Origin of the sequence: Draconibacterium sp. IB214405 (assembly GCF_033963885.1) — a bacterium.
In the GTDB taxonomy this organism is placed as follows: domain Bacteria; phylum Bacteroidota; class Bacteroidia; order Bacteroidales; family Prolixibacteraceae; genus Draconibacterium.
Genome location: NZ_JAXBMA010000001.1, coordinates 1,310,515 through 1,335,007 on the forward strand (window position 1 = coordinate 1,310,515; position 24,493 = coordinate 1,335,007).

Annotated in this window: 22 protein-coding genes; 6 read left to right on the forward strand and 16 right to left on the reverse strand. The window is 41.4% G+C overall.

Going from position 1 to position 24,493, the window contains the following annotated elements:
* Positions 1 to 72: 72 nt before the first annotated feature.
* Together aroB and SLH46_RS05120 are read left to right on the forward strand one after the other, a co-directional pair.
* Complete coding sequence (gene aroB, locus SLH46_RS05115) at positions 73 to 1,137, forward strand: 3-dehydroquinate synthase (protein ID WP_320280080.1); 1,065 nt, start codon at positions 73 to 75, stop codon at positions 1,135 to 1,137.
* A gap of 37 nt (positions 1,138 to 1,174) precedes the next feature.
* Positions 1,175 to 2,407 carry a 3-phosphoshikimate 1-carboxyvinyltransferase gene (locus tag SLH46_RS05120; RefSeq protein ID WP_320280081.1) on the forward strand — a complete coding sequence of 411 codons (1,233 nt, stop codon included), beginning with the start codon at positions 1,175 to 1,177 and terminating at the stop codon, positions 2,405 to 2,407.
* Between the two features lie 87 nt (positions 2,408 to 2,494).
* On the opposite strand, the gene SLH46_RS05125 is transcribed toward SLH46_RS05120, so the two are convergent.
* Together SLH46_RS05125 and SLH46_RS05130 are read right to left on the reverse strand one after the other, a co-directional pair.
* Positions 2,495 to 3,589, reverse strand: a complete 1,095-nt coding sequence (locus tag SLH46_RS05125; protein WP_320280082.1) for an acyltransferase family protein — start codon at positions 3,587 to 3,589, stop codon at positions 2,495 to 2,497.
* 238 nt (positions 3,590 to 3,827) lie between these two features.
* Positions 3,828 to 4,274: a nucleoside deaminase gene (locus SLH46_RS05130; protein ID WP_320280083.1), complete on the reverse strand. Its 447-nt coding sequence runs from the start codon at positions 4,272 to 4,274 to the stop codon at positions 3,828 to 3,830.
* Positions 4,275 to 4,688: 414 nt separating this feature from the next.
* Between SLH46_RS05130 and aspS the strand changes: the two genes are divergently transcribed.
* Together aspS and SLH46_RS05140 are read left to right on the forward strand one after the other, a co-directional pair.
* Positions 4,689 to 6,446: an aspartate--tRNA ligase gene (gene aspS, locus SLH46_RS05135; protein ID WP_320280084.1), complete on the forward strand. Its 1,758-nt coding sequence runs from the start codon at positions 4,689 to 4,691 to the stop codon at positions 6,444 to 6,446.
* A gap of 220 nt (positions 6,447 to 6,666) precedes the next feature.
* The gene (locus SLH46_RS05140) at positions 6,667 to 6,858 is read left to right on the forward strand and encodes a cold-shock protein (RefSeq protein ID WP_320280085.1); all 192 of its coding nucleotides are present in this window, start codon (positions 6,667 to 6,669) and stop codon (positions 6,856 to 6,858) included.
* Positions 6,859 to 6,960: 102 nt separating this feature from the next.
* Here the strand turns inward: SLH46_RS05140 and SLH46_RS05145 are convergent, their stop codons facing one another.
* The 3 genes from SLH46_RS05145 to SLH46_RS05155 form a co-directional block, all read right to left on the reverse strand.
* Positions 6,961 to 8,766 (reverse strand): cation:proton antiporter, encoded by a 1,806-nt coding sequence (locus tag SLH46_RS05145; RefSeq protein WP_320280086.1) that lies wholly within the window; start codon positions 8,764 to 8,766, stop codon positions 6,961 to 6,963.
* A gap of 149 nt (positions 8,767 to 8,915) precedes the next feature.
* A complete protein-coding gene (locus SLH46_RS05150; protein WP_320280087.1) occupies positions 8,916 to 9,455 on the reverse strand; it encodes a helix-turn-helix domain-containing protein in 540 nt (179 codons plus the stop codon).
* Between the two features lie 109 nt (positions 9,456 to 9,564).
* Positions 9,565 to 11,097: an alpha/beta hydrolase-fold protein gene (locus tag SLH46_RS05155; protein ID WP_320280088.1), complete on the reverse strand. Its 1,533-nt coding sequence runs from the start codon at positions 11,095 to 11,097 to the stop codon at positions 9,565 to 9,567.
* A 290-nt stretch (positions 11,098 to 11,387) separates the two neighbouring features.
* On the opposite strand from SLH46_RS05155, the gene SLH46_RS05160 reads away from it, so the two are divergent.
* A complete protein-coding gene (locus tag SLH46_RS05160; RefSeq protein WP_320280089.1) occupies positions 11,388 to 12,413 on the forward strand; it encodes an NHL repeat-containing protein in 1,026 nt (341 codons plus the stop codon).
* 232 nt (positions 12,414 to 12,645) lie between these two features.
* Here SLH46_RS05160 and SLH46_RS05165 read toward each other — a convergent pair whose 3' ends face one another.
* From SLH46_RS05165 to SLH46_RS05180, 4 genes are all read right to left on the reverse strand, one after another.
* Positions 12,646 to 13,590 (reverse strand): hypothetical protein, encoded by a 945-nt coding sequence (locus SLH46_RS05165; protein WP_320280090.1) that lies wholly within the window; start codon positions 13,588 to 13,590, stop codon positions 12,646 to 12,648.
* 44 nt (positions 13,591 to 13,634) lie between these two features.
* Positions 13,635 to 14,087 (reverse strand): GNAT family N-acetyltransferase, encoded by a 453-nt coding sequence (locus tag SLH46_RS05170; protein ID WP_320280091.1) that lies wholly within the window; start codon positions 14,085 to 14,087, stop codon positions 13,635 to 13,637.
* Between the two features lie 62 nt (positions 14,088 to 14,149).
* Positions 14,150 to 14,728: a hypothetical protein gene (locus tag SLH46_RS05175; RefSeq protein ID WP_320280092.1), complete on the reverse strand. Its 579-nt coding sequence runs from the start codon at positions 14,726 to 14,728 to the stop codon at positions 14,150 to 14,152.
* Between the two features lie 51 nt (positions 14,729 to 14,779).
* On the reverse strand, positions 14,780 to 15,358 hold the full coding sequence (locus tag SLH46_RS05180; RefSeq protein ID WP_320280093.1) for a Crp/Fnr family transcriptional regulator: 579 nt from the start codon (positions 15,356 to 15,358) through the stop codon (positions 14,780 to 14,782).
* A gap of 154 nt (positions 15,359 to 15,512) precedes the next feature.
* Here SLH46_RS05180 and SLH46_RS05185 point away from each other — a divergent pair, with 154 nt between their 5' ends.
* Positions 15,513 to 17,855, forward strand: a complete 2,343-nt coding sequence (locus SLH46_RS05185) for a beta-glucosidase (protein ID WP_320280094.1) — start codon at positions 15,513 to 15,515, stop codon at positions 17,853 to 17,855.
* Positions 17,856 to 17,956: 101 nt separating this feature from the next.
* Here the strand turns inward: SLH46_RS05185 and SLH46_RS05190 are convergent, their stop codons facing one another.
* From SLH46_RS05190 to SLH46_RS05220, 7 genes are all read right to left on the reverse strand, one after another.
* Complete coding sequence (locus tag SLH46_RS05190) at positions 17,957 to 18,412, reverse strand: GNAT family N-acetyltransferase (RefSeq protein WP_320280095.1); 456 nt, start codon at positions 18,410 to 18,412, stop codon at positions 17,957 to 17,959.
* An 8-nt stretch (positions 18,413 to 18,420) separates the two neighbouring features.
* The gene (locus SLH46_RS05195; protein WP_320280096.1) at positions 18,421 to 19,503 is read right to left on the reverse strand and encodes a DNA alkylation repair protein; all 1,083 of its coding nucleotides are present in this window, start codon (positions 19,501 to 19,503) and stop codon (positions 18,421 to 18,423) included.
* Positions 19,504 to 19,543: 40 nt separating this feature from the next.
* Complete coding sequence (locus SLH46_RS05200) at positions 19,544 to 20,881, reverse strand: 1-acyl-sn-glycerol-3-phosphate acyltransferase (RefSeq protein ID WP_320280097.1); 1,338 nt, start codon at positions 20,879 to 20,881, stop codon at positions 19,544 to 19,546.
* 129 nt (positions 20,882 to 21,010) lie between these two features.
* Positions 21,011 to 21,958, reverse strand: coding sequence for a bile acid:sodium symporter family protein (locus SLH46_RS05205; RefSeq protein WP_320280098.1), 948 nt, complete (start codon positions 21,956 to 21,958; stop codon positions 21,011 to 21,013).
* A gap of 108 nt (positions 21,959 to 22,066) precedes the next feature.
* A complete protein-coding gene (locus SLH46_RS05210; RefSeq protein WP_320280099.1) occupies positions 22,067 to 23,221 on the reverse strand; it encodes an alkaline phosphatase in 1,155 nt (384 codons plus the stop codon).
* 89 nt (positions 23,222 to 23,310) lie between these two features.
* Positions 23,311 to 23,973: an AlbA family DNA-binding domain-containing protein gene (locus SLH46_RS05215; protein WP_320280100.1), complete on the reverse strand. Its 663-nt coding sequence runs from the start codon at positions 23,971 to 23,973 to the stop codon at positions 23,311 to 23,313.
* Positions 23,974 to 24,011: 38 nt separating this feature from the next.
* Entirely contained in the window at positions 24,012 to 24,458 is a 447-nt protein-coding gene (locus SLH46_RS05220; protein WP_320280101.1) for a GNAT family N-acetyltransferase, read from the reverse strand.
* Positions 24,459 to 24,493: the final 35 nt, after the last annotated feature.

Genomic DNA, 24,493 nt, shown 5'->3' on the forward strand with positions numbered 1-24,493 from the left:
AATTGCGCTGGCAACCTTTAAAAAAGGCAATGCCAATTTTATTGTAACTTTAACGCAATTTAGCAGCTACTTATGGGAAATTCAAAAATTTACTCTAAAATAATTTACAGCCGAAAGTTGGAACAGGAACTGCAGGCTTATATCGATAAATATCCAAAGGGAAAGGTATTTCTGGCTACCGAAGAAACAGTTGATAAACTTTGGGTGGCCAACCTGGATGATTTTTTGACAAAAAACGCCATAAAGAAAGTGATTGTACCGGCCGGTGAAAACAATAAAAAGATTGGCTCGGTTGAAAGCATTTGGCAGTTTTTGTCTGAAAATGAAGGCGACCGCAAATCATTACTTATCAATATTGGTGGTGGGATGCTTACCGATCTTGCAGGTTTTGCAGCCAGCACCTTTAAACGTGGAATTGATTTTCTGAACGTTCCAACAACTTTGTTGTCGCAGGTTGACGCATCGGTTGGAGGGAAAACAGGTTTTAACTTTAATGGCCTGAAAAATGAAATCGGCGTATTTAAAGAACCGGTTGCCGTTCTTATCAATACCGACTTTTTAAAAACTATCGATCGCAATAATTTTATTTCGGGTTTTGCCGAAATGATCAAACATGGCTTGATTCACAGTCCCGAACACCTGGCGGAGCTTAAAGCTTTTGATTTCGACAACGTTGATTACGACCTGTTACAGGAAATCATCCGCCATTCGGTGAATGTAAAAGAACACTTTGTAGCCAACGACCTTACTGAAAATAATATTCGCAAGGCACTGAATTTCGGACACACAGTTGGACATGCTTTCGAAAGTCTTGCAATGAAACAGAATCGGCCTGTTTTGCACGGTTATGCAGTTGCCTATGCGATGATTGCCGAATTGTTCCTGTCGGTAAAAATGTGTGGATTACCGCAACAAGATTGCGATGAACAGACCCGCTGGATGTTGGATATTTACGGAAAATTCGAAATCGAGGAATCAGACTTTGAAGCTTTGTATCAATTAATGACACACGATAAAAAGAACGATTCGGGACGAATTAATTTTACGCTGCTTCCAACAATTGGTGAAATCGCCATCAACCAGAATTGTAGCAAAGAAATGATTCTGGAAGCGCTTAATTATTATAAAAATCTGTAATTACACAGACGGAGTTAATCTCATTATTACTTCAGACATGATCTACCAGGTAACTACCGACATAAAAGAAATTAACGGAACAATTAATCTTCCGGCATCAAAAAGTATCAGTAACAGGGCGCTGATTATAAATGCCCTGAGTTACAGCCCGTATCCGATCAGGAACTTGTCGGACAGCGATGATACGATAGTTTTGCAGACTGCCTTGTTTTCAAACAGCAATAAATTCGACATCGGGCACGCAGGAACTGCCATGCGTTTTCTTACCGCTTTTTTAGCAAAAATTGTTGGCGAGTGGGAGATCACCGGATCTGAGCGTATGCAGCAACGACCGATTTCAATTTTGGTAGATGCGTTAAACCAACTTGGGGCGCAAATCGAGTACCTCGGTAATGAAGGTTGTCCGCCACTGAAGATTTTAGGTTCCCATTTAAAAGGGCAAACCATCGAGTTGGACGGAAGTGTTTCGAGCCAGTATATTTCTGCTCTATTGCTGATTGCGCCAACCCTTGAAAATGGACTCACATTAAAATTGAAAGGAAACATTACATCGCGATCGTACATTAAACTTACATTGGAGTTAATGGCGAAGTTTGGTATTCAGTACCGCTGGGACGATAATGAGATTGTTGTGCCGGAACAAAAGTATTTTGCACTTGATTTTACATGCGAAGCCGATTGGTCAGGAGCCTCATATTGGTACCAGATTATGGCTTTGGTAGACAAGGGAGAAGTTCTGCTCGAAAATCTTTTACTAGATAGTTTACAGGGCGACGCACACATTGCAAGCTGGTTTGAACAGTTTGGGGTGACTTCAACGCAGCGAGAAAATGGTGTTTTGCTGACAAAAAAGAAAAACAGACAACCGGAGAAACTGGTACTTGATTTTATTGAAAATCCCGATGTGGCGCAAACCATGGCGTGTTTGTGTGTAGCTAAAAATATTCCGTTCCACTTTTCTGGATTAAAAACACTAAAAATAAAAGAAACCGATCGGATTGCTGCGCTACAGAATGAACTGGCAAAATTCGGTGCGACCATCACTGAACCTGAATTTGGAGAACTGGCTTGGGAGGGTAGACTTGATCAGGAAGTACAGGAAGAAAATCCAATAATAAATACGTATCACGATCACCGGATGGCACTGGCATTTGCACCAATGGCTTTGGCCGGATTTGCTATGCGAATTGAAGATCCGATGGTAGTTACCAAATCGTATCCCGGTTTTTGGGAGGACCTAAAGCAGGTTGGATTTTGGATTGAAGATTAAAAAGATCCCGGTTGTTTGCCGGGATGTCAGTCTGAGCGAAGTCGAGAATGTATCTCTCACACTTCGACTTCGTTCAGTGTGACATTTCTATAGCTTAATAAAAATCTTCTTTTTATAAAGTATCCAGGCCGGAATAAAATTAAAGCCAATAAACAGGGCGGCATATAAAAAGCTACCCAGTTCCATACTCCAGCCGGCATTCTCAAACAGGTTCATCCAGTGGTTGCTTAAGCTGCTTCCTCCAAATTTCCAGGTATAAAATGGCAATCGCCACACATCAGATAATACATAAACTGCAATGGCATTGGAACCAAAAATAATACCTGCCTTTGTAAACCGGGTGCGGCCGAGTATATCAACAAAAAAGATACTTGTGGCTAAAACCATTCCTGCCAATCCGGAGGTAACCAATACAAACGAGCTGGTCCAGATATTTTTGTTGATTGGGAAAATATAGTTCCAGAAGAAACCGATTATAAAAGCAAAAAACGAGAAGGAGAAAAGGTAAATAACCTTTCGTTCTGCGGGTAGTTTGCTTAACACCAAATGCCCTGCCAGCATTCCGGTAATTCCGGTTGCAATGGCCGGAAGTGTACTTAGCAATCCTTCCGGATCCCATGTTTTCTGCCACAAATAACCGGGCAGAAATTTACTGTCGATCCAGGCGGCAACATTGGCACCCGGTTCCAGCATTACTTTTCCGTAACCGGGAGTTGGAATAAACATCATTACAAGCCAGTAAACAACCAGCAAAGCACCGGCAACAATGGCCTGAGTTTTCCATTTTGAGTTCAGGAACAAAAAGGCACAGGCTAAAAATACGATGGCAATTCGCTGAAGTACTCCGGCAATTCGCACATGTTCAAAATTAAAGCTGGGGAACAACCAAAGGAAAATCCCAACGGCGAATATTTTAATCGATCGGAATACGATCTTTTTATACATCGGGCCTTTGGCAACTCCTGCATTAAGTCGTTTGGTGTAAGCCAAAGCAATTGAAACGCCGACTATAAATATAAAAAATGGAAATATCAGATCGGTTGGTGTTAGTCCGTTCCAGCTGGCGTGTTCCAGTGGCGGATAAATGTGCGCCCAGGTAGCCGGATTGTTTACCATAATCATTGCGGCAATCGTAAATCCGCGAAAGGCATCAAGCGAGATAAGTCTTTTTAATTCAGCCATTTTGTTTATTCGGTTTAGTAAAATATTCTAATACGTTTAAAATTGTTTTTAAAAATATTAGAAAGTCAAACTTAACAAAAATATTGAGATGAGAATTGCGGCCAATTAAAATTATTCGATTAATTAAAAAGTTTGAGAACCAGGCATGATTCGAATTTTCTCCTCCTGGCAGGAGGAGTACCCGGCTATGCCGGGGGAGGTGGTGAAAAAGATCAGCAGATGATAAAGTCAAAGCTTCTTATTTCCGCTTTTTCTGAAAGAATTCCTGTATCAGTTCAGCGCACTCGGTTTCAAAAATGCCGCTAACAACTTCTGTTTTGGGATGAAGTGCTTTGGCTGCATATTTTTTAAAACCACGTTTTTCATCTGACGCACCGTAAACGATTTTACCAATTTGCGACCAGCCCAATGCTCCGGCACACATAACACAAGGTTCCAATGTAACGTAAAGCGTGCAGTCGTTAAGGTATTTCCCACCCAACAAGTTCGCTGCTGCAGTAATGGCCTGCATTTCGGCATGAGCAGTTACATCATTAAGAGTTTCGGTAAGGTTGTGCGCGCGTGCAATTATCTTTCCTTTTGATACCACAACTGCTCCAACCGGAATTTCGCCTTCGTCAAAAGCCTGAACAGCTTCTGCAAAGGCCTTTTTCATAAAATATTCGTCGTTAAACGGTTCAATCATAATTTATTATTTAGCCCCGTCCTTTAGGGCGGGGTTTCTAAATTCGCGATGAAGATAGAATTTTTAGGATTTTGTACTTTAATTTAGAATACAAAAATCCTAAAAATTCTTGAATGTCCCATGTTATTTGTCCCCGCCCTAAAGGACGGGGCTAAATATATTCGGTTTTAGAGCAACTGCTGTATAATTCCCTGAAAAGCTGCCAAATGTTTCCGGTATAATTGCCAAAATATCACTATTTTCGCACCCTGAATAATATTGCAAGAAAACGTAAGTGTCTGATAAGAAAAGCGCAAATTCAAGGCTTGCGAAGATCGAAAAAACGCAGTTTACTGATGTAATCGAGTATTTTTCGGGCAAGCATAACGCCGAAGTTGGGATTTTGTTGCAGACATTAAATAAAAGAAAGATATCATGTACAGAACACATACTTGTGGCGAACTTCGAATAGAGAATGCAGGAAATGAAGTAACTCTGGCCGGTTGGGTGCAACGCGTCCGCGACCTGGGAGCCATGACTTTTGTTGACTTACGCGACCGTTACGGTATCACACAGCTTGTGGTTGATGAGAATACCGACAAGACCGTTGCCAACGCGCTTGAGGAGATGGGACGCGAATTTGTGATCCAGGCAAAAGGAACAGTTCGCGAGCGTCAGAGTAAGAACAAAAATATTCCAACCGGTGAAGTGGAAATTGCTTTGTCGGAAATTAAGGTGTTAAGCCCGGCAGAACTTCCACCGTTTACCATTCAGGATGATACCGATGGTGGCGATGATTTGCGGATGAAATATCGTTACCTCGATTTACGTCGCGATGTTGTACGTGAAAATCTGGTGTTACGCTCGAAAATGGCACATGCCGTTCGAAATTACCTGAACGCACAAGACTTTATTGAAACAGAAACGCCGGTATTAATTAAGTCGACTCCCGAAGGAGCGCGCGATTTTATTGTACCATCGCGAATGAACGAAGGTCAGTTTTATGCATTGCCACAATCACCACAAACATTTAAGCAGTTGCTGATGATTGCCGGTTTCGACCGCTACTATCAGATTGTAAAATGTTTCCGTGACGAGGACTTGCGTGCCGATCGTCAGCCGGAGTTTACACAAATCGACTGCGAAATGTCGTTTGTGGAGCAGAAAGATGTGCTGGAAATGTTCGAAGGATTAACCCGCCACATGTTCAAAGAAACATTGAATGTTGAGGTGGATGAATTCCCTTGGATGCCTTATTCTGAAGCAATGGAGAAATACGGATCGGACAAACCCGATACCCGTTTCGAAATGCTGATTAACGATATTACCGAAACCGTAAAAGGAAAAGATTTTGTGGTGTTCGACTCGGCTGAATACATTGGTGCCATTTGTGCCAAAGGATGTGCTGAGTACACACGTAAACAACTCGATGGACTGACCAACTGGGTAAAACGCCCGCAAATTGGAGCCAAAGGTTTGGTTTATGTGAAGTGTAACGAAGACGGTTCATACAAATCGTCGGTGGATAAATTTTACTCGCAGGACGACCTGAAAGTCTGGGCAGAAAAAACGGGTGCTGAAGCCGGCGACCTGATCCTGGTAATGAGTGGCGACAAAAAACACATGTTGGATGCACTTGGCGAGTTACGTCTCGAAATGGGGAAACAACTTGGTTTGCGCGACAAAAATGTGTTTAAACCATTATGGGTTGTCGACTTCCCATTGTTAGAGTGGGACGAAGAAAGTAAACGTTTCCACGCGATGCACCACCCGTTCACCTCGCCAAAACCGGAGGATATTGAACTAATGGATACTGATCCGGGGAAAGTGCGTGCCAATGCATACGACCTTGTGATTAACGGTGTTGAGATTGGTGGTGGTTCTGTTCGTATTTTTGACGCAGAATTACAGTCGAAAATGTTTAGCCTGCTTGGTTTTTCAAAAGAAGAGGCCGAAGCACAGTTTGGCTTCCTGATGAACGCCTTTAAATATGGTGCACCGCCACATGCCGGTATCGCTTTTGGTTTCGACCGTTTGGTATCGTTATTTGCCGGATTGGATACGATCCGTGACGTAATTGCTTTCCCGAAAAACAATTCGGGCCGCGATGTAATGATCGATTCGCCATCGACAGTTGCCGAAGCACAGTTGGAGGAGTTAAATCTGAAACTGGATCTTAAAGAAAAGAAGTAGATTTTATTACATACAATCTGGAATAAAGGAGCCTTTTTGGGCTCCTTTTGTTTTTTATAATGTTAGGGTACTGTTATGCGTGGAAAATATTGCTGGTAATACTTGTGTCACAATTGCCAAATAATTAACATTTTAACGAAAAAACGGTCACATTTAAAAAACATGGTTGTTTGTTTCAGAAATAGTTGTAGCTTGCGCCCAATAATTTTTTATAAATAAAATGAATAAAGGAACAGTAAAATTCTTTAATGACACAAAAGGTTTTGGTTTCATTAAAGATGCAGAATCACCAAAAGAGTATTTCGTTCACGTAAGCGGATGTAAAGATGAAATCCAGGAAAACGACGAAGTAACTTTTGAATTGGAAGAAGGCCGTAAAGGTCTTAACGCGGTAAATGTAAAACTTGTATAGTTATTATATTGCACACAAAGAAAGTCCTGCCATTTGGCGGGACTTTTTTGTTTTAGCATATTTTCGGCGACCCTTTTTGCTCCAATTCACGAAAACGATAATTTATTCCGCAATCTTTTCCCTGTCTTTTAAAACTACAACATTATCGCCTGTTGTTAAGGTGTTTTCTGTACAGAACAAACGTACCTCTCCTTTATCGTTTTGAATGAGAACCGGCAGCGTGTGACTCATGTCGATCTTCATCTCTTCAATCCATTGTTTGCAAGACTGATCCGCTGATATCGGAACACTGCTTTCTTCCGCTTCATCATGCACTATTTTATGCTCCCACAGATTGAGGTTTACCCGCGAAGCAAACAACAGGTTAATGTTCTCTGTTTCGTTTGTTGCAGTTATCTCTTCCGAAGGCGAAAGCGCCACAACTACTTCAGGAATGAGAAACTTTTCTTTTGCCATTTTTGCCGCCAGAAGGTTCACCCGGTTATTGGCTGTTAATCCGGCCACTTTTGCCAGGTTGTCGGCTTGTATTTCTTCCCAGGTATCTTCATTCAGTGCATTGCCAAAAAGACGGTTAAAACCGGCTTTTTCTGCTTTTGCAGCCAATTCAGGGTTATTGTCGATAAGGGTAACGTTTTCTTGTTCTTTAAAATATTTGGCAAGAAGAAGGCTTAGCGGATTTACACCAAGGAAAACAATTCCTTTTCGTTCTTCCATATAAACCAATTCACCCCGTTTACGTAACCATTTGGTTGTCCAGCTTAAAAATACCGGCACCGTGAGGGTTGTAAAAATGGCCATAAATACGAGTATCGAAAAAATGGTTTTATCAATAATCCCCATTTCAAGACCGATTTCCGCAATGATGATTTCCACTGCTCCCCGGCCATTCATGCCTGTTCCAATGGTTAGACCTTCGCGCCAGCCATTTCTCGACGGAAGATAGAACAAGGCAGTTCCCACAATTTTACCAACTATCGCCAGTACAGTAACCAGAATCAGTAAGCCTAAATCGGTTTTAAAAACGGTAACGTCGACAAAAAATCCTGCCGTGACAAAGAAAATAGGGGCCATAAAACCAATGGAAACATCGTAGAATGCTTTGTTTAATTCCCTCGATATCTTCTTCGGGAACAGGTTGCCTTTAATAAATAAACCGGCCATAAATGCACCCAAAATACTGTGCATTCCGGCAAGTTCAGCCAGCTCGCAATAGCCAAAAGTAACGATTAAAATGAGTGTGAAATAGGCGGTGCTGTTTTTCATGCCCGAACGGGTGATGTACTTCCCGAGGCGCGGTAAAAAGAATACACCTATCGAAATGGTGACGCCAAAAAACAACAGGATCTTTCCTCCAATTAGTAGCAGTTCGTAAATATTTACCACATTGGTTTCGGCAAAGTTGGTAATGCCTGAAAAGATAACAAGCGCGAGTGTGTCGGAGATCAGGGCACCGGCCATTAACACATAGGCGATGCGCGTATTCAGTAGTTTTAAGTCGATTAGAATTCGGCTTTTGGTGGCCAGCGAAGTTACTCCAATTGCAATGGCAACAAACAGTCCGGCGATGGGTGTTCCGCCTGTCCAAACAATGGCAAAATAGCCCAAAACAAAAGGAACAAAAAATCCACCGATGGCTGCCAGCAGACCTGCCCAGGAAGCTTTTTTCAGGTCGCGAAAATCGATTTCCATTCCGATATACACCATCAGCAGGATAATACCAATTTCGGCCAGCACTTTAACAGCCTCCGAATATTCGAGCCAACCCAGCATGGCAGGCCCAAGAATAATACCGATCAATAATTCTCCAAGAATAGCCGGATAACCAATTTTTCGTATTGCAACGCCACCAAAATATGCCGCCAGCAATACCGCAGAAATATTCAAAATATTAATGTGAAATTCCTCCATAGCCCTGTTTTAAATGTTGTCTCTTTTTACAAGATATAAAATTCGGACAATATAAAATACCTCAAAGTATTAAATAAGATGTTAATGTGATTGCCGCAGAATCACCACCTTTAATAAGCGGGGAAGAGTTTGAAGTTTATTTTCAGCTATTAGTCTTTGTTTTCGTGTTTAGCGAAGGGCGAAGAAATGTAGGATTCACCATTCATAACTTTTACGGCATTTGTAATTGAAAGCAAGGTGTTTATTAAAAGTACGCCCAGTAGCGGGGTGGTGATGTTTACTTTCCAGTAAACCCAAAGGCAACCAACAAGAACGCCAAAAATCAACAATTGAAAGCTGATAACAGAACGATAATGGTCGGACATTGTTTTTGTTTTTTGTTTGCGTGCCCGCCACATTAACAGGGTTGGAAAGAGCAACGGAATGATGCCACTCAAATGCAAAAATCCTAACCAGATGTTATTTTGTTTTTCTGTTTCTTCTTTTTCATCCGCTTCAATTGATTTAAATAAATTGTAATCAACTTCCAGTGCTTTAGCAATCATTTGAAGTGTATAGGCACGCGGATCTACCTGACCGTTTTCGATACGTTGAATGGTACGGGCACTCACCTCGGTTTTCTCGGCCAGCTCTTCCTGAGTCATGCCTTTTTTAATCCGTAATTCTTTAATGAGTTTTCCGGTCTCCATTTTGTTTCATTTTTAGTCCAAATGTCAGGCTGAATCCATTAATTTCCAACAACACGAACACGACATTTACACGACAAATACTATTTGTGGGCTTTATTCCATCGTTTGTCTATTCCATTTCGTCTAGTTTTTGCTGTATCTCAGTTAAAACCTTTTTGTGCGAATAATTCGAACAATGTCCTTTCATTGGTGTAAATTCAATTTGGGCATCAGACTTTGGATTTGTAGTATTTTTCATGTATTCATCAAAATCACGCATTGCATTATTCAGGTAAAAATTATCCATATCACCCATCCATATATTTATTTTACCTTGAAGTTTAGGGCCAAGTTCCGGCCAGTTAGAAGCAGTGTGTTTCAATAAATCATATTTTTCCCAATGCTCGGCAGCTTCTTTATTTACGGCACCTGTTACAGGATCGAAAATTGGCACCGGCAGACCGTCTTTCCCTTTTGGGCTGTACAATGCATTCCATGCTCCCCATTGCCCACCGGAAGTTACGTATGTATTTGAGTAGCCCTCCACATTTTCAGCAGTAATTTCCTGTTTTATCGAAAATCGGGGTTCGCCATAAATATCCCGCATACTTGGTCGTAAATACCCGCGATCATTATAAAAAGCATTCTCATTTTGGTAAACGTTAACCAGCTGCATTTTAGCAAAACTCACCGGATCCGGGCTATACGACCAGCATCCGTTGAAAGTTTCCGGGTAAATAAGTTGCAAAGCGAGCGATACCCAACCACCGGTAGAACAACCGTCTACAAAACGGCTTTTGGCGGTCCCCTCGATTCTATACTGCTTTTCAATTTGCGGGATCAATTCCTTTGTTAAGGCCTCTCCGTAAGGACCACTGTTTTCTGAATCAAGTTGATAGCAATCGCCAAATGGCCCCTCGCCATCAAGAAAAACAGTGATGATTTGCGGCGCATCTTCCGATGTCCACCACGACATAAATTCTTCATTTTTAATTAAGGAATTTATTCGGGTGTAACGACCGCCATACCCGGCTACATTGTAGCGTACAGGATACTTCTTGTCAGGATTGTTTTTGTAGCCTGAAGGCAGTAAAACAGAAGCTTTCAAATGCATTGATTTGTTCCACCAGTCGGTTAAAACCGGACTTTCCATTTCAAAATACTCAACTAACTCGTGGTCTTCCAATTTCCTTTCAGGAATGGTTTCAGAAAAGCTAAGTTTAACCAATTGTGTTTTATTTGTATTGATTTCTACTGCAGTTGTGTATAAATTGCCGGGAGTGTTGCTTCGCGATTCAGCATCGCGGTTTTGAACCCAAAGGGCTTGAACGTAATAGGTACCCTGAGGAACCGAGTTAAAATCCCATTCAGAAGTTTTTATCCAATCATTATCGCCGGATATCTCTTTTATTTCGTTAGGTTTCCAGTTATGAAAATTCTTTCCAAAAATAAAGGCCTTACCATCAAAAACCGATGAATATCTTGGTTCCGGTTTTTCCGTTTTTGAAAGATAAATTAGTAAGCGTCCGTCGGGATTAAACGAAGCTTTCATTTCATCGTTTACCGAAATAGAAAATGTTAAAGCCGTTGCTTCCTGTTGCCCGACAGCGGTAATCCCGGAGATTGCAAGTAGAGAGAGAAGGAGAAAGATCTTAATGTTCATCGTTGTTTTTTTATAAATAGTAAGATTTGTGAGACCTAATTTTTTCTGAAATGCTTGTGATTTGTGCAGTTCCAGTGTTTTGAAATTTATTGCACTAAATATAATGTATTTTCTGAGAGATTTAAAAGCATCCTCAACTCTTCGCTGCAAGAGAATAAGAATTAAGATTGCACACCAACAAAAGTCATATTAAAATTGCCAGAGGAAACTAAAAATTAAGGTCATCCATCATTTTAAAACAACTGTATCATTTATATTTATTGAGAATAACAAAAAGCAAAACCATCCGTATGAAAGCACTTTTATTTTTTATCCCAATCCTGTTTTTAGGAGCGTGCAATCAGTCGCCTAAATCGATTCTAACCACGGTTGCAGAAATTTCGGATACCACTTTACTGGTGGAGCCGTTTGGAATGTGTTCCGACGGCAGTGGCAACTTTTACATCGCCGATGTTGGGAAACATTGTATTAGTCGTGTAACGCCCGAGGGTGAAATAGAAGTTTTTGCCGGAACCGGAAATCCGGGAGCTGCAGATGGTAAGCTTAAAAGTGCTGAATTTAACAGTCCTTCGGGAGTTTGTTTTGATAAAAAAGGCAATTTGTACGTTGCAGGTTTTGGTGGTCAAAATGTTCGCAAAATTTCGCCTGACGGAGAGGTGACAGCAGTTGCCGGAACGGGTGAAGAAGGTTATCAGGACGGACCGGCCGATGAGGCAATTTTTAGTTCGCCGCGTGGTGTTTGTGTTGACTCGAAAGGAAATATTTTTGTGGCCGATTGCTGGAATCACCGCATCCGGAAAATTTCGCCCGACGGAATGGTAACTACTTTTGCCGGAGGTGGTAAACGTGGAGAACTGGTGGTTAATGACTGGAAAGACGGAGCAGATACTACCGCTCGGTTTGACGCACCTTGCGGACTGGCAATTGATGCACAAGACAACATCTTTGTAGCTGATGCGAACAATAACAGTATTCGTAAAATTACTCCGGATGGAAAAGTAACAACCCTGGCCGGAACCGATCACCGCAAAGGCCTTTCTGACGGAACAAAAGAAGAGGCAGTTTTGAATGTGCCAACCGAATTGTTTGCCGTATCGGACGGAACAATTTATTTTTCCGACACCTATAATCACTGTGTCCGAAAAATAACTCCCGAAGGAGGGGTGGTTACACTTGTCGGAACTGGTGAAGAAGGTTTCTCGGAAAAAGAACCATTGGAATCTTTACTCAGCAATCCGCGAGGAATTTGTGTTTATAACGGTTACCTCTATTTTGTTGAAATGAGTAATCATACACTTCGTAAGCTGAAGTTGTAGAGTATAAGGTTTAAAATCTTTCGTTCCTGAAGTTGGTAATCTTTTTTACACCGGAGCTTTAGCCTGGTGTTGAGTCGGCTACCTCAAAGAATGGCTTTAGCCTTTAATAATTGAATGCTGAAGCCAATTTTATTTTCAGACTGTGAACACCGCCCTAAAGGACGGTGCAAAATCACCTTGTCTTGTTATATAGAAACGATTGAAGGCAGGGAACCTTCACATTTAATCCTACTTACTCCTTTTCCCCGGCCTTAAAATAGAGTATAAGGTTGGCATAATCGATAACTGCCTGGTTGCGTACCATCCAATCACGACCAAAAATACCAAAGCTTGGCAATGCTTCGTGGGTGGTATTGCCGTATTCCGCAAAATCAGAGAATTCAGCTTGATTTGCCGGAATTTCAAAATTAACACCTGAAATACTGTAAACTATCGGATCAGAGTTCTTATAAACATCGGGTGTTGTATTGTCCGGGCTGTGGTCGCGGATGTGTGTGGCGTTCAGAACAATATCATTTTTAAACGTTACCACATCAAGACTGTAATCCGAAGCCACGGTGCCAATGGTAATCGGGATTTCACGTTGAAGTGCCTCAAAATAGACCTGCATAAAAACTTCGCTGTCACTGATTTCGAAACGGGTGTAATTGTAACCTTTTTCAATAAGAGCTGCATCCGGATCTTTATTCACCGGTACGCCAATTTCAAGTTCTTCGTTTACAAAGTTGATTTTAACTTTCTCCTTTTGCAACCAGTTTACACCTAACATTCCCTGCGCTGCTTTTCCAACATCTTCAGGCCAGTCGAACACCAGTACATTTTCAACTCCTTCGAAAACATTTTTTCCAACACTGAACGCTGCAACATTTATCTTGCCGCGGCCCCGCTCGCTGTATCCATAATCGTCGATCTTTGGTATCGTGTCTCCATTATTCAACTGCTCAGCCACATCGTGTGTCAGCATCATATAAAAACTGGCGTTACCATGCACCATCATCGGCACCGTTTTTTCCAATCCAAAATCGGCATCAACTACGTAGCGGTTTCCTTCAAAAACAATTTGTCGCATCGGTACTGCTTCCAAAGCGGTTTCTTCTGCCTGTTTTTCTTTTGAATTTTGTTTTGTGCCACAGCCCAGTAGCATTACGGTAAGTGTTATTAGCGCTATTTTTTTCATGCTGTATAGTTGATTTTGTTGTTTGAAATAAGGTTTTAGAATGATTATACGTCGAAGTAATAAATTGATTTGTAATCGAGTTTTTTAGCACCAATCCGGTCGTAGAAATCCATGGCGCTCAGGTTTCGGTTATTTACATACCAATCCACCACTTTTGCCCCTTTGTTTTGTGCAAAGGTTTTTATGTGTTCCATAAGCAAACTGCCAATGCCCAGTTTGCGGTATTCAGGAAAAACAAAAAGGTCTTCGATGTGGTAATTGGCAACGGCTTTAAAGGTTGAGAAGGATTTAAAAAGCAGTGTAAATCCGCAAACTTTCTGCTCCTCGTTTTCGGCTACAAAAACTTTTACGTGTGTGTCGGGTGCAAAAACCGAATCACGAATATCCTGCTCGGTGGCAGTTACCATCTCCAGTTGATCAACATGAACGGCAAGACCTTTAATACATTCTAATATTATTCCGGCATCTTTTATTTGGGCTTCTCTGATTTGTATCATTATTCCGCATTTTGACAACCGCTAACTGGTTGATGAAAAAGTGGCATAATAATACGGAAAACTTACGAGTTCTGGCTGAACTTTTTTATCAGGCTTTCAACACGCATGCGATGATGCCGTTGTAAAATAGCCGGGTATAAGTTGCCAATAATATTGATGAACAGAGCGATAGCAGCCATGAGAAAATACTCAATCGAGATCAGGTATACTGACGCAATTACAATAAAAATAAAAGCCCCCATGTGGCCAAACTCTGATTGACGGCTTTGGTAATCAAGATTTTCCAATCCGTTTCGTGTACCATCGAAATATTTCGTGCGGTTTTTCTTTTGGCCCCAAAAAAATATGAGCAGCAGGTAGCGGTAATATTTCAATCCCAGAAAACGGTAGGAGTGCCGAAGACTGCCTGTATTATTGATGCGATAATATGAATTTGGAAGAATCTTGTTTGTTGGAAACGCAAAACCCGGCAATGCAAAAACACCGGTAATAAATAGTGTGAGTAAAAATGCCAATACAACTGTTTCTATGGCAGAATAACCGGTAGGTTCTTGAGCGGACAGATCGCGCAGTAAATCAACGGTACGATACAGCAGAAACAAGCCGAGTAAAGGCAATCCTATTTTTTTGAAATAACTCACATCCGATAATTTTTCACAAATGGAGATCGGTGAGAGTGGGGCAGATGTTAACTATAATTTTCCGGCGCGTACCCTGCTCAACGATTCCGGTGTCATTAACAAGTAGGAGGCAATATGGTTTACCGAAGCGCGTTTGGCAGCATCGGGGTATTCGCGCTGAAAACGTTCGTAACGCTCGTGTACGGTCTCATAGCGCCACGAGTCGGCTTTTTGCTGCGACATTATTAGCGATCCTTCCAGAATTTTTCGAAGTAGTGTTGCAAGCTGCGGATGTTTTTGTGCAAGCTCGATAAATTCAAAGTAGGGCATCAACAAAACGGTGCTTTCTTCCAATGCTTCAATCAGCATTGCTGATGGTTCTTGCCGAAAGAGGCTGTTAATACAAAGTGCACCCTGGTCTTCGCAGGCAAAATGTTCGGTAACTTCGCGGCCGTCTTTGTAGTAAAACTGGCGGAGCATGCCTTTTCCAACCCAATACAAATATTTGGCAATTTCGCCTTCATTCAACAGCAGCTCTCCCTTTTTTAGTCTTTCCTCTTTCAGGATTGAGCTAAGCAATTCTTGTTCTTTCTGATCGAGCGGATGCAAATTCTCCGAGATCATGCGCACTATTTTCCTGGCTTCATTCATCAAGAAACAAATTTAAAAAAGAAAGCGAATGAAAGAAATAAACGGGCACGTGGAGTATTTTCTGATCTATATCAAATGCAAAATTTAAGATTGAATTTATTTTTGGCGAAAGAAGGAAAATCAATAATTATTTAATCAATAAGAACTAAAACAGATGAAGAAAAGATTTCTAGCTATTAGCATTGCTCTGTTTCTGGCAATTGCTGTTAGTCCAAAAATTAGTGTAGCGCAGGATGCTCCGCAATTGGGGAAAGATCCTATTGAGAAGGTTATAGGTGCGATGACGATTGAAGAAAAAGCACATATCCTGATTGGAACCGGAATGGCCGGTTTTTCGGGAAATGATGCTGTAATTGGCGAAACCCAAAGTCTTGTTCCCGGTGCAGCCGGTACAACCTATCCAATACCACGTCTTGGAGTTCCTGCTGTTGTTTTGGCCGATGGCCCTGCAGGATTACGTATTTCTCCAACACGCGAAGGAGATGAGAATACTTATTATTGTACGGGTTTCCCTGTGGGAACTGTATTGGCGAGCACATGGAATACCGAGTTAGTTGAACAGGTTGGTACTGCAATGGGTAACGAAGTGTTGGAATATGGTGCTGATGTATTATTGGCTCCTGCTCTGAATATTCAGCGTAACCCGTTAAACGGACGTAACTTCGAGTACTATTCGGAAGATCCGATTGTATCGGGAAAAATTGCTGCTGCCATGGTGCGTGGTGTACAAAGTAATGGTGTTGGAACATCGATTAAACACTTTGTGGCCAACAACCAGGAAACGAACCGTACCGGTAACGACTCGCGTGTTTCGCCTCGTGCAATGCGTGAATTGTACCTGAAAAGTTTCGAGATTGCCGTTAAAGAATCGCAGCCATGGACAGTAATGAGCTCGTACAACTATGTAAACGGAGTTTATACTTCGGAAAGAAAAGACTTGCTGACTGATATTTTGCGTGAAGAGTGGGGTTTCAAAGGCCTGGTAATGACCGACTGGTTTGGAGGTACTGATGCAGTAGCACAAATTGAAGCAGGTAACGACTTGCTGGAACCGGGACGTCCTGAACAATTTAACGCATTGGTAGCCGGAATGAAAAGCGGAAAACTTTCTATGGAAGATGTTGACGTGTGTGTAAACCGCGTGTTGGAGCTTGTTCTTCGTTCGCCTCGTTTTAAAGCTTACGAGTTTTCGAATAAGCCAGACCTAAAAAAGCATGCTGAGATTACACGTCAGTCGGCGGCAGAAGGTATGATTTTACTTGAAAACAAAGGTGAAGTTTTGCCATTGTCATCATCAGTTAAAAAAGTTGCTGCCTTTGGTATCACTTCTTACGACTTGATTGCCGGAGGAACAGGTTCGGGCGATGTAAATAAAGCTTATACTGTTTCATTAATTGAAGGTATGACAAATGCCGGATACAAACTGAGCAAAGATATTACTAAATCGTACGAGGAGTATTTAGCAGCAGAAGCTGCCAAAAATGAACAGGGAGCTGAGGGGATTTCAGCATTCTTGCCTAAAGTCCGTCCTGATGAGTTCATCCCTTCAGAAGATATGCTGGCAAAAGCTGTAAAAGCAAACGATGTAGCAATTATTACTATCGGTCGTATTTCAGGCGAATTTATGGATCGTAAATTAGACCGCGATTTCCTCCTTTCTGAAAACGAAATTGGTTTGATTTCTGCTGTAAGTAAAGCTTTCCAGGCTGCCGGTAAAAAATCGATTGTTATCCTGAATATTGGTGGTGTAATTGAAACCGCCAGTTGGAAAAATATTCCTGATGCAGTGTTGTTAGCCGGTCAGGCCGGACAAGAAGGTGGAAATACCATTGCTGATGCGTTAACAGGTAAAGTAAATCCATCGGGTAAATTAACAGCTACTTACCCGGTTAAATTCGAAGACCACTGGTCATCAGAAAACTTCCCTGCAACTGCCGAAGAGCAAAAACTTGACTTTGCCGGATTTATGAGCGCCGAAAGAACAGTAAGCGACAAACGCAGAAATGTTGATTTCACTGTATACGCCGAAGGTATTTACGTTGGCTACCGTTATTTCGAGAAATATGACGTGCCTGTTTCTTATCCGTTTGGATACGGACAATCATACACAACTTTTGCGTACGGTGGTGCTAAATTGAGCGAAAGCAATGGAGAGTACACCGTAACAGTAAGCGTTAAAAACACCGGCGATTACGCAGGTAAAGAAGTGGTTCAGTTGTACGTTTCGGCTCCTGAAAGCAAGTATGCCGACAAGCCTGTAAAAGAACTGAAAGCATTTGCTAAAACTGCAGAATTGCAGCCGGGCGAAAGCGAAACTGTAACGCTTACCTTCAGCAAAGCTGATGTGGCTTCATTTAATACTTTGGAGCAAGCGTGGATTACCGACGCAGGTGATTACAAAGTATTGGTTGGTGCATCATCAGCCGATATTAAAGCAGAGTTGCCATTCGCAGTAAGTAAAACAGAATGGATGGAAAAAGTACATAAAGCTTTTTAAATTTCAGATAGTTAGTGTTAGTAGGGGTGCCGGTAAGTCGGCACCCTTTTTTTGTGAATTATTTTGAGAAGTAAAGTTTGTTGACTCCGCAAATTCTTTATCTAGTCAAAGGAATGCAAATCGTGAATGTCACAATTGTACCACGTTTTATCCACAGTAAAACCGCTTTTTTCGTACAGATTTATGGCCGCCTGATTCCAGTGAAGCACCTGTAAACGGAAACGTTTGCACTTTTCGGCCTTTGCCACTTCAATCATTTTATCCATTAATCGAGTGCCCAGCCCTTTGCCGCGCCAGGCTTCTTTTACGTACAAATCTTCGAGGTAAAACGATTTGCCAACCCAGGTGTAATAGGTGAAAAAATAAAGTGCCATTCCCACAATTTCATTGTCTTCGGTTTCGGCAACAAAACACTCAAAACAGTCCTTCTGCTCGTGCATTTGTTCCAAAGTGTTACTCACTTTGTCGAGGCCTTTTTCAAATTCAGCAAGTTCGCGGATGAGTCCGTAAATTGCCGGAAAATCTTTTTCAGTTGCTTTTCTTATTTCAATATTCATGGATAAAATTATCGGAGTTGGAGTTTGGCCGATGCTTTTACATCGCCATTAATTACAATCTCGAAAGTATGTTCGCCGGGGTAATGTTTACGTGTCGACATGTTTTTGAAGGTGTGTTTTTTGCTGATGGTGTGCACGCCCGGTTTCATTTCCACTTCTTTTATCTGAAAAACCTTTGGCGATGTTTTGCCGCTGGCCTTTACAAAATGAACAATGTATTCGATACGCACTTTTTGCTTTTGTTTGATATTGAGGGCGAGATCGAAACTGAATGAAATGTCGTCGCCAATGGATGGCGAAGTGTTGGAAAGTTGAAAATCCTCTACTTTCATCAGCTCAGGATTGGCAAAACCAAACAGCAACATCGCTTTTTTGTTTCCTTGTTTCAACAGCGTGCGGCAGGCGTGTTTTATAATCCAGTCGGTATTTTTTGAGTTGCCCTGCCAGCGCTCGCAGATATCAAGTACCAGTTCCGGATGATCTTTTGAAATATCGTTCAGGTTATTGGCCACACTTTTTCGCACAAACTCTTCCGGATCGTCTTTTAATTTCTCCAGAATTGGCAGGATGAGCGACGGATCTTTTTTCAAGGCAGGAACTCCCGAAGCCCACGGCAGGCGCGGCCGGCATCCTTCGCTGGCAAAACGTCGCACTTTAAAATCATCATTATCGGCCCATGCAAGCATGTATTTCATCGCGCCTTCCAGATCCTTTATTAAGAAAGGTCTTATTCCAAACTCGGAACTTCCACATTTGGTGAGTTCTCCGAGAGCAGGTAAAGCAACATCCCAGTGTTCCAGTCCATAAACTTCAACATAGTCGGGTAAAACAATGGCTTCGAAACCGGTAACTTTTGGTACAATGGCCACCAATAATTCAACTGCTTTTTCAAAATCTTCCGGTAAAAACTGATGCAGACATAAAGTGGTATGCCGCATTTTTTCTTTTAACTCGCGTTCCGGCCAGTCCTTATCGCACACGGCAGAAACAAACTCTTCCGACTGAAATGGTGGATACACTTCTTTTAAAACGCTTGCGAAAAGTTGTACTTTCTCCAACGGGAACAAGGTGTCTTTTAGTTTGTCGGCCATGGTTGTAGTTTTTAAGGTTTCAGCTTGTCTATGATTTGTTTCAGACTATTTCGTTGAGTTCATTAAAAAGTTGGATTTGTTGATTTTTTAGCTTTTCCCATTGTTCCTTTTTGAAGCTTTTCAGCAGGAAAAGCCGGCCTCGGCCAATTGTTTTAAGCAGCAGAATGTACCAGCGAAATGCCAGTTTCCCGATAAAAGGGAGTGAGGCAAAGAACAATAATTTATGCCACCACAAGGGGAGCCACGCCGAAACTGCCCAAAGTTCAAGTAAATATACGATGGGGAAAATCACGAATCCCAACACTAGCGAGAATGAACTCCAAAAGGCAAAGTCTTTTATTTTTTTTCGAATAATTGTATCGATAATAAAAAATGGAATGGCGTTGAATAAAAAGCCAAAAGCAAAAAACGGCAACGTGATTAACAGGATAAGTTTATTCCATCCAAGTTTCCAGAAGTTGTTCTCCGGGTTTTCCACCAGCCACGAGCGTAATCCGTGTTTCCTCACTTTGGTTTCGAAACTTGTGGTTGCCTGGCACACTTTATTGGTTTTATCTTTGTCGCTTATTTCCAGCTCATCGAGCTTTTTCATAAGTTGCTGATCGGTTTTGAAACGGTTGACAAATCCTTTTTGCAACCCTGATTTCTTCGCAAAAGCATTTCCGAAAATCGAACGAATCAACTCAAAACTCTCGTAATTCTCCTTACTTTTAATATTTAAGGTAAGTGGTTCAATGGCTTTCTCCAGAGCATCGCGAAGTTTAAGTGTCGCCGCACTGGGATTTTCGTTGTAGGCTTCCAGAAAGTCGTTCACCAACAGTGGCTCACCAAAATTAACCAGCACGCTTCGGTTGAATTTCCAGTAGCTGCTGTAATAAATTCCGGTTGGTACAATGTGGATATCCAGGTTCCCATCGGCTTTTTCTTCAGCCTGAAAAACAATACGCGGAACAGCTTTTTTGTGCGATAACATTTGACGTTTTGCCGAATGAGCTGCCTCAGGAAAGAGTGCCAGCGCAAAATTATTTTCCAATACTTTTATGGAGTCGGCAAAAGTTTTTTCATTTTTTGCGAGTTGATCTTTACCGTCGCGCATCCGGTACACGGGCATAATTTTCAGAAAGCGCAAAATGAGTGTAATGATACCGGGTTTAAAGATATCGGCCCGAGCCAGCCACACTGGTTGAAAACGGGTGTGCAAAAGAATTGCCAGGGGATCGCTGAGCGCATTCTGATGATTGGGTGCAAAAAGTAGCGGTTTATTTTTCGGGATATTTTCCTCCCCGGTTAAAATGATTTTATCATGAATGATCCAGTCGGCAAAACGGATGTACTGTTTAAAAAGCCAGTATCCAAATGACCACTTTTCGTATTTCATTATCTTACAATTGTTTTTGCAATGCTATAAAATGCCCGTCTGTCGCAAACAGGGAACTTCTAAAAATAAGTACTATTTCTGTTTTATGTGTTTTGAAAATAGCATGCTTGTTTCATCCTGCAAAACTAACTATTTCGTTAATTTAAAACGAGCCATAAACGAAGATACGGCAAATCCGCTTAAAATATGCCAAACGCCCCACCAGGCCGCAATAATTGTCATGCCACCCAATTCCAGTTCGGGTGGGAAGATTTTAGGATTAAACATGAGTACCAGTGCCAGTGCTGAGTTTTGAATTCCGGTTTCGATAGTAATGGTACGTTTATCGATTTTGGGCAGTCGGAATACACTGCTGATGCTAAAACCTGCCAGCAAAGCCAGTGCGTTGTGAATCAGGACGATAAGAAAAATAAGGTGTATGAAGTTTTTAAAATGTTCGAAATTATTATTCAGCATAACAACCACAAAAGCAATAAAAATTATGATCGATAATTTACGAATAGGCTTTTTAATCTTGAGTGTTAATTTAGGGAGATACTGCGCTGCTGCCAAACCTAAAATAACCGGTATTCCTAATAAAACTACTACCGTTTGAATCATTTGAAGGAAGTCGATTTTTATAGGAACGAGATAGTCGCCGGCACCTTGATTATTGTAGAAATTAATATACAGATCGCCCCAAAATGCGAAATTTATCGGGGTCATAAACGTAGCTGAAAGCGTTGCAATGGCTGTTAAACTCACGGATAAAGCAAGATTTCCTTTTGCCAGCGCACTCATAAAATTCGAAATATTACCACCCGGACACGAAGCAATTAACAGCATCCCGAGTGCTACTGTAGGAGTGGGATTTAATAATAAAACAAATAAAAATGTTACCGCCGGAAGCAATACAAATTGCGAGATTACACCAACAATAACCGACTTGGGACGCATTACAAGTTGTTTGAAATGCTCGATTTTAATGTCGAGGGCAACGCCAAACATTATAAAGGCAATGGTTACATTAAGAGCCACTAAACCGGAGGGCGAAAAATTTAACCTGACATTATCGAGAACTTCCAATGCTTCTTTCATAAGAGTGGTTTTGGGCGGAAAAATAGTAAACAATGCCGAGATATCATAAAAAAAACCGGCATTGAACGTGATTTGTCAATGCCGGTTTCATGAAATATAAGGTTTTTCCTATTTGCCAAGTAGCAGTTTTTTCATCTTGTTATGAATGTCGGTATTTTCCATAATACCTATAAATTCCTCAGCACCGGGACCGTAAGCAAATACCGGAACCATTACTGCAGTATGGTCCGTTGTCGGGAAATCGGCTTTAACCATTCCTGTACTCATGTCGCCTCCAGTAAGTGCCATTCCTCCTGTTTCGTGGTCGGCAGTTACCAATACCAGCGTCTCACCATCTTTTGCCGCAAATTCCAGCGCTTTTCCAATAGTTTGGTCAAAATCGAGCATGTCTTCCACCACATAAACTGTGCTGCTGGCGTGGCCGCCCCAGTCGATTTGAGAACCTTCAACCATCAGGAAAAAACCTTTCTTGTTATTGTCAAGAATATCCAGTGCCGTTGTAGTGGCAACAGGAAGCATATTGCCGCGTTCGCTCATACGCGGGTTATGAACCTGGGCAGTTAATCCGGCTAGTTTACCTGATTTTACCTCGCTTATTTTATTTATGTCGCTTTCAACCGTATATCCTTTGTCCTTTAATTCGGTCATTAAATTACGGCCATCTTTACGGGCGATAAAATGTGAAATACCACCGCCAATAAAAACATCGATATCAGTTTCTAAAAAGTCAGCTGCAATTTCTTCGTACATTCCACGGTTGGGTTGGTGGGCAATAAACGATGCAGGTGTGGCATGTGTAATTGCCGAGGTCGAAACCAGCCCGGTTGCCAGCCCGTTTTCTTCGGCAGCTTCCAAAATCGATTTTACTTTAACGGTATCAGCATCAACACCAATAGCGCCGTTGTATGTTTTTACACCACACGACAAAGCTGTTCCGCCGGCAGCAGAATCGGTAATATAGTTGTCAGCCGATTGTGTTTTTGAAAACCCAATGTGGCGACAGTTTTCTAAAAATAATTTACCCTGATTTGCTGTGATACCCGAAAAAACCTGAGCAGCTCCCATTCCGTCTCCAATAAGGAAGATGATGTTTTTGGGTTTATCTGTTTTAAATTTTTGAGTGTACATTTTTACCTCGTAAGGTTCAGTACCCTGGTAGATTTTGTCGGTATCTTCCGATTCAGCAGTTAGGTAAGCATCTTGCGCAAATGCTCCAACGCTTAAAATGCACATGGTAAGTGCGATAAAAATTCTTTGAAACATATTTTTTCTTTTTATTGAGCTGTAAATGTATTTCATTTTTACAATTGAATTTTAAATAAACAATAAAAAATCATTAATGGTTTTCAGGATCATACGAACTTGTCGATTTCATCCCGATCGAATTCGGTATTTAATACAAAGTGTGTTCCATTTTGGGTGGTACACATTTTAATTATATCGATGATTACAAAATTGCTTAATATTTCTTCTGCTTTTTTGCGTTGCAGCTGTGCCTTACGCATAAATTTCGAGAAGGTAATGGATTCATTATTTTTCAAAAAATCGATGAGGAATCGTTCGTCTTCCGAATAGGTAAAATATACACCTTTCGTGCTTTGTTCCTTTTTCCAAACCTCAAGCTGAATTTTATGGGCCAGAATGTTTTCATCCTTAATACGAATATAGGCCAGCCATTTCCCATTTTCGTCTTTTGCGTAATGAGGTTTTGTCTCGCTCGCTTCGATACCTATTTCCAACACTGTTTTTCCTTCAACCTGCCATTGTTGAGTAGTGAAGTTTATGGGAGGTTGGCTGTAAATTTTAGCCGCAGCTTCAATCATATAAAACTCTTCGTCGCTGCTAATGCCCGCAATTTTACCATTGTCTTTAACGCCGATCAACAAACGTCCGCCATCGGTATTGGCAAATGCCACCAACGATTTTGCAATTTTTTTCGAGTCGTTAATACAAAACTTAAAATCCTGCTGCTGATGTTCTCCCTCTGCAATAAGTTTATATAGATAACTGCTCATGTTTCCCCTTTTTCCTGTTGTTTGGAGTTGAATTCTCCCTATTTCAACCATTCAAACATTACATAGTGATCTTGGTTCATGCCAAGTGTTTCGTATGTTTTTTGGGCCGGAAGATTTGTTTTGTCGGCATACAGACGAATTCCGTTCAGGTTATCGGCTTTACTCACCTTATCTTTTAAATAAGAATACATTTTTCGATAAACGCCTTTGCGTCTGAATTCCGGCTTAACGTAAACCGACTGTATCCAAAGTATGGTACCGTTGCGCCAGTCGCTCCATTCGAAAGTGGTTAACAACGATCCTACTACCTCGCCGTCAACTTCGGTAACGTAATAATGCCCTTTATCGCCGTTATTAAGCACCGCTTCAACGCCTTTTATAACTGTTGGTTGGTGCAGTTCAATGCCCTCGGTTTCGTGCGCCATGGCCAACTGAAACTGCACTATTGCCTCGTGATCTTTTTTTGTTGCTTGTCTTACTATCATGCTATAAGTTTGAGATCAACGAAAGTAATAATTCC

Excerpts from the sequence above, each read along its gene's own strand:
- SLH46_RS05185 (WP_320280094.1), top strand. The coding sequence starts at position 15,513 with ATGAAGAAAAGATTTCTAGCTATTAGCATTGCTCTGTTTCTGGCAATT.
- SLH46_RS05125 (WP_320280082.1), bottom strand. The coding sequence starts at position 3,589 with ATGGCTGAATTAAAAAGACTTATCTCGCTTGATGCCTTTCGCGGATTT.
- SLH46_RS05145 (WP_320280086.1), bottom strand. The coding sequence starts at position 8,766 with ATGGAGGAATTTCACATTAATATTTTGAATATTTCTGCGGTATTGCTG.
- SLH46_RS05180 (WP_320280093.1), bottom strand. The coding sequence starts at position 15,358 with ATGAATGAAGCCAGGAAAATAGTGCGCATGATCTCGGAGAATTTGCAT.
- SLH46_RS05130 (WP_320280083.1), bottom strand. The coding sequence starts at position 4,274 with ATGATTGAACCGTTTAACGACGAATATTTTATGAAAAAGGCCTTTGCA.
- aroB (WP_320280080.1), top strand. The coding sequence starts at position 73 with ATGGGAAATTCAAAAATTTACTCTAAAATAATTTACAGCCGAAAGTTG.
- SLH46_RS05210 (WP_320280099.1), bottom strand. The coding sequence starts at position 23,221 with ATGTTTCAAAGAATTTTTATCGCACTTACCATGTGCATTTTAAGCGTT.
- SLH46_RS05200 (WP_320280097.1), bottom strand. The coding sequence starts at position 20,881 with ATGAAATACGAAAAGTGGTCATTTGGATACTGGCTTTTTAAACAGTAC.
- SLH46_RS05120 (WP_320280081.1), top strand. The coding sequence starts at position 1,175 with ATGATCTACCAGGTAACTACCGACATAAAAGAAATTAACGGAACAATT.
- SLH46_RS05195 (WP_320280096.1), bottom strand. The coding sequence starts at position 19,503 with ATGGCCGACAAACTAAAAGACACCTTGTTCCCGTTGGAGAAAGTACAA.
- SLH46_RS05215 (WP_320280100.1), bottom strand. The coding sequence starts at position 23,973 with ATGAGCAGTTATCTATATAAACTTATTGCAGAGGGAGAACATCAGCAG.
- SLH46_RS05190 (WP_320280095.1), bottom strand. The coding sequence starts at position 18,412 with ATGAATATTGAAATAAGAAAAGCAACTGAAAAAGATTTTCCGGCAATT.
- aspS (WP_320280084.1), top strand. The coding sequence starts at position 4,689 with ATGTACAGAACACATACTTGTGGCGAACTTCGAATAGAGAATGCAGGA.
- SLH46_RS05220 (WP_320280101.1), bottom strand. The coding sequence starts at position 24,458 with ATGATAGTAAGACAAGCAACAAAAAAAGATCACGAGGCAATAGTGCAG.
- SLH46_RS05160 (WP_320280089.1), top strand. The coding sequence starts at position 11,388 with ATGAAAGCACTTTTATTTTTTATCCCAATCCTGTTTTTAGGAGCGTGC.
- SLH46_RS05170 (WP_320280091.1), bottom strand. The coding sequence starts at position 14,087 with ATGATACAAATCAGAGAAGCCCAAATAAAAGATGCCGGAATAATATTA.
- SLH46_RS05140 (WP_320280085.1), top strand. The coding sequence starts at position 6,667 with ATGAATAAAGGAACAGTAAAATTCTTTAATGACACAAAAGGTTTTGGT.
- SLH46_RS05165 (WP_320280090.1), bottom strand. The coding sequence starts at position 13,590 with ATGAAAAAAATAGCGCTAATAACACTTACCGTAATGCTACTGGGCTGT.
- SLH46_RS05205 (WP_320280098.1), bottom strand. The coding sequence starts at position 21,958 with ATGAAAGAAGCATTGGAAGTTCTCGATAATGTCAGGTTAAATTTTTCG.
- SLH46_RS05150 (WP_320280087.1), bottom strand. The coding sequence starts at position 9,455 with ATGGAGACCGGAAAACTCATTAAAGAATTACGGATTAAAAAAGGCATG.
- SLH46_RS05155 (WP_320280088.1), bottom strand. The coding sequence starts at position 11,097 with ATGAACATTAAGATCTTTCTCCTTCTCTCTCTACTTGCAATCTCCGGG.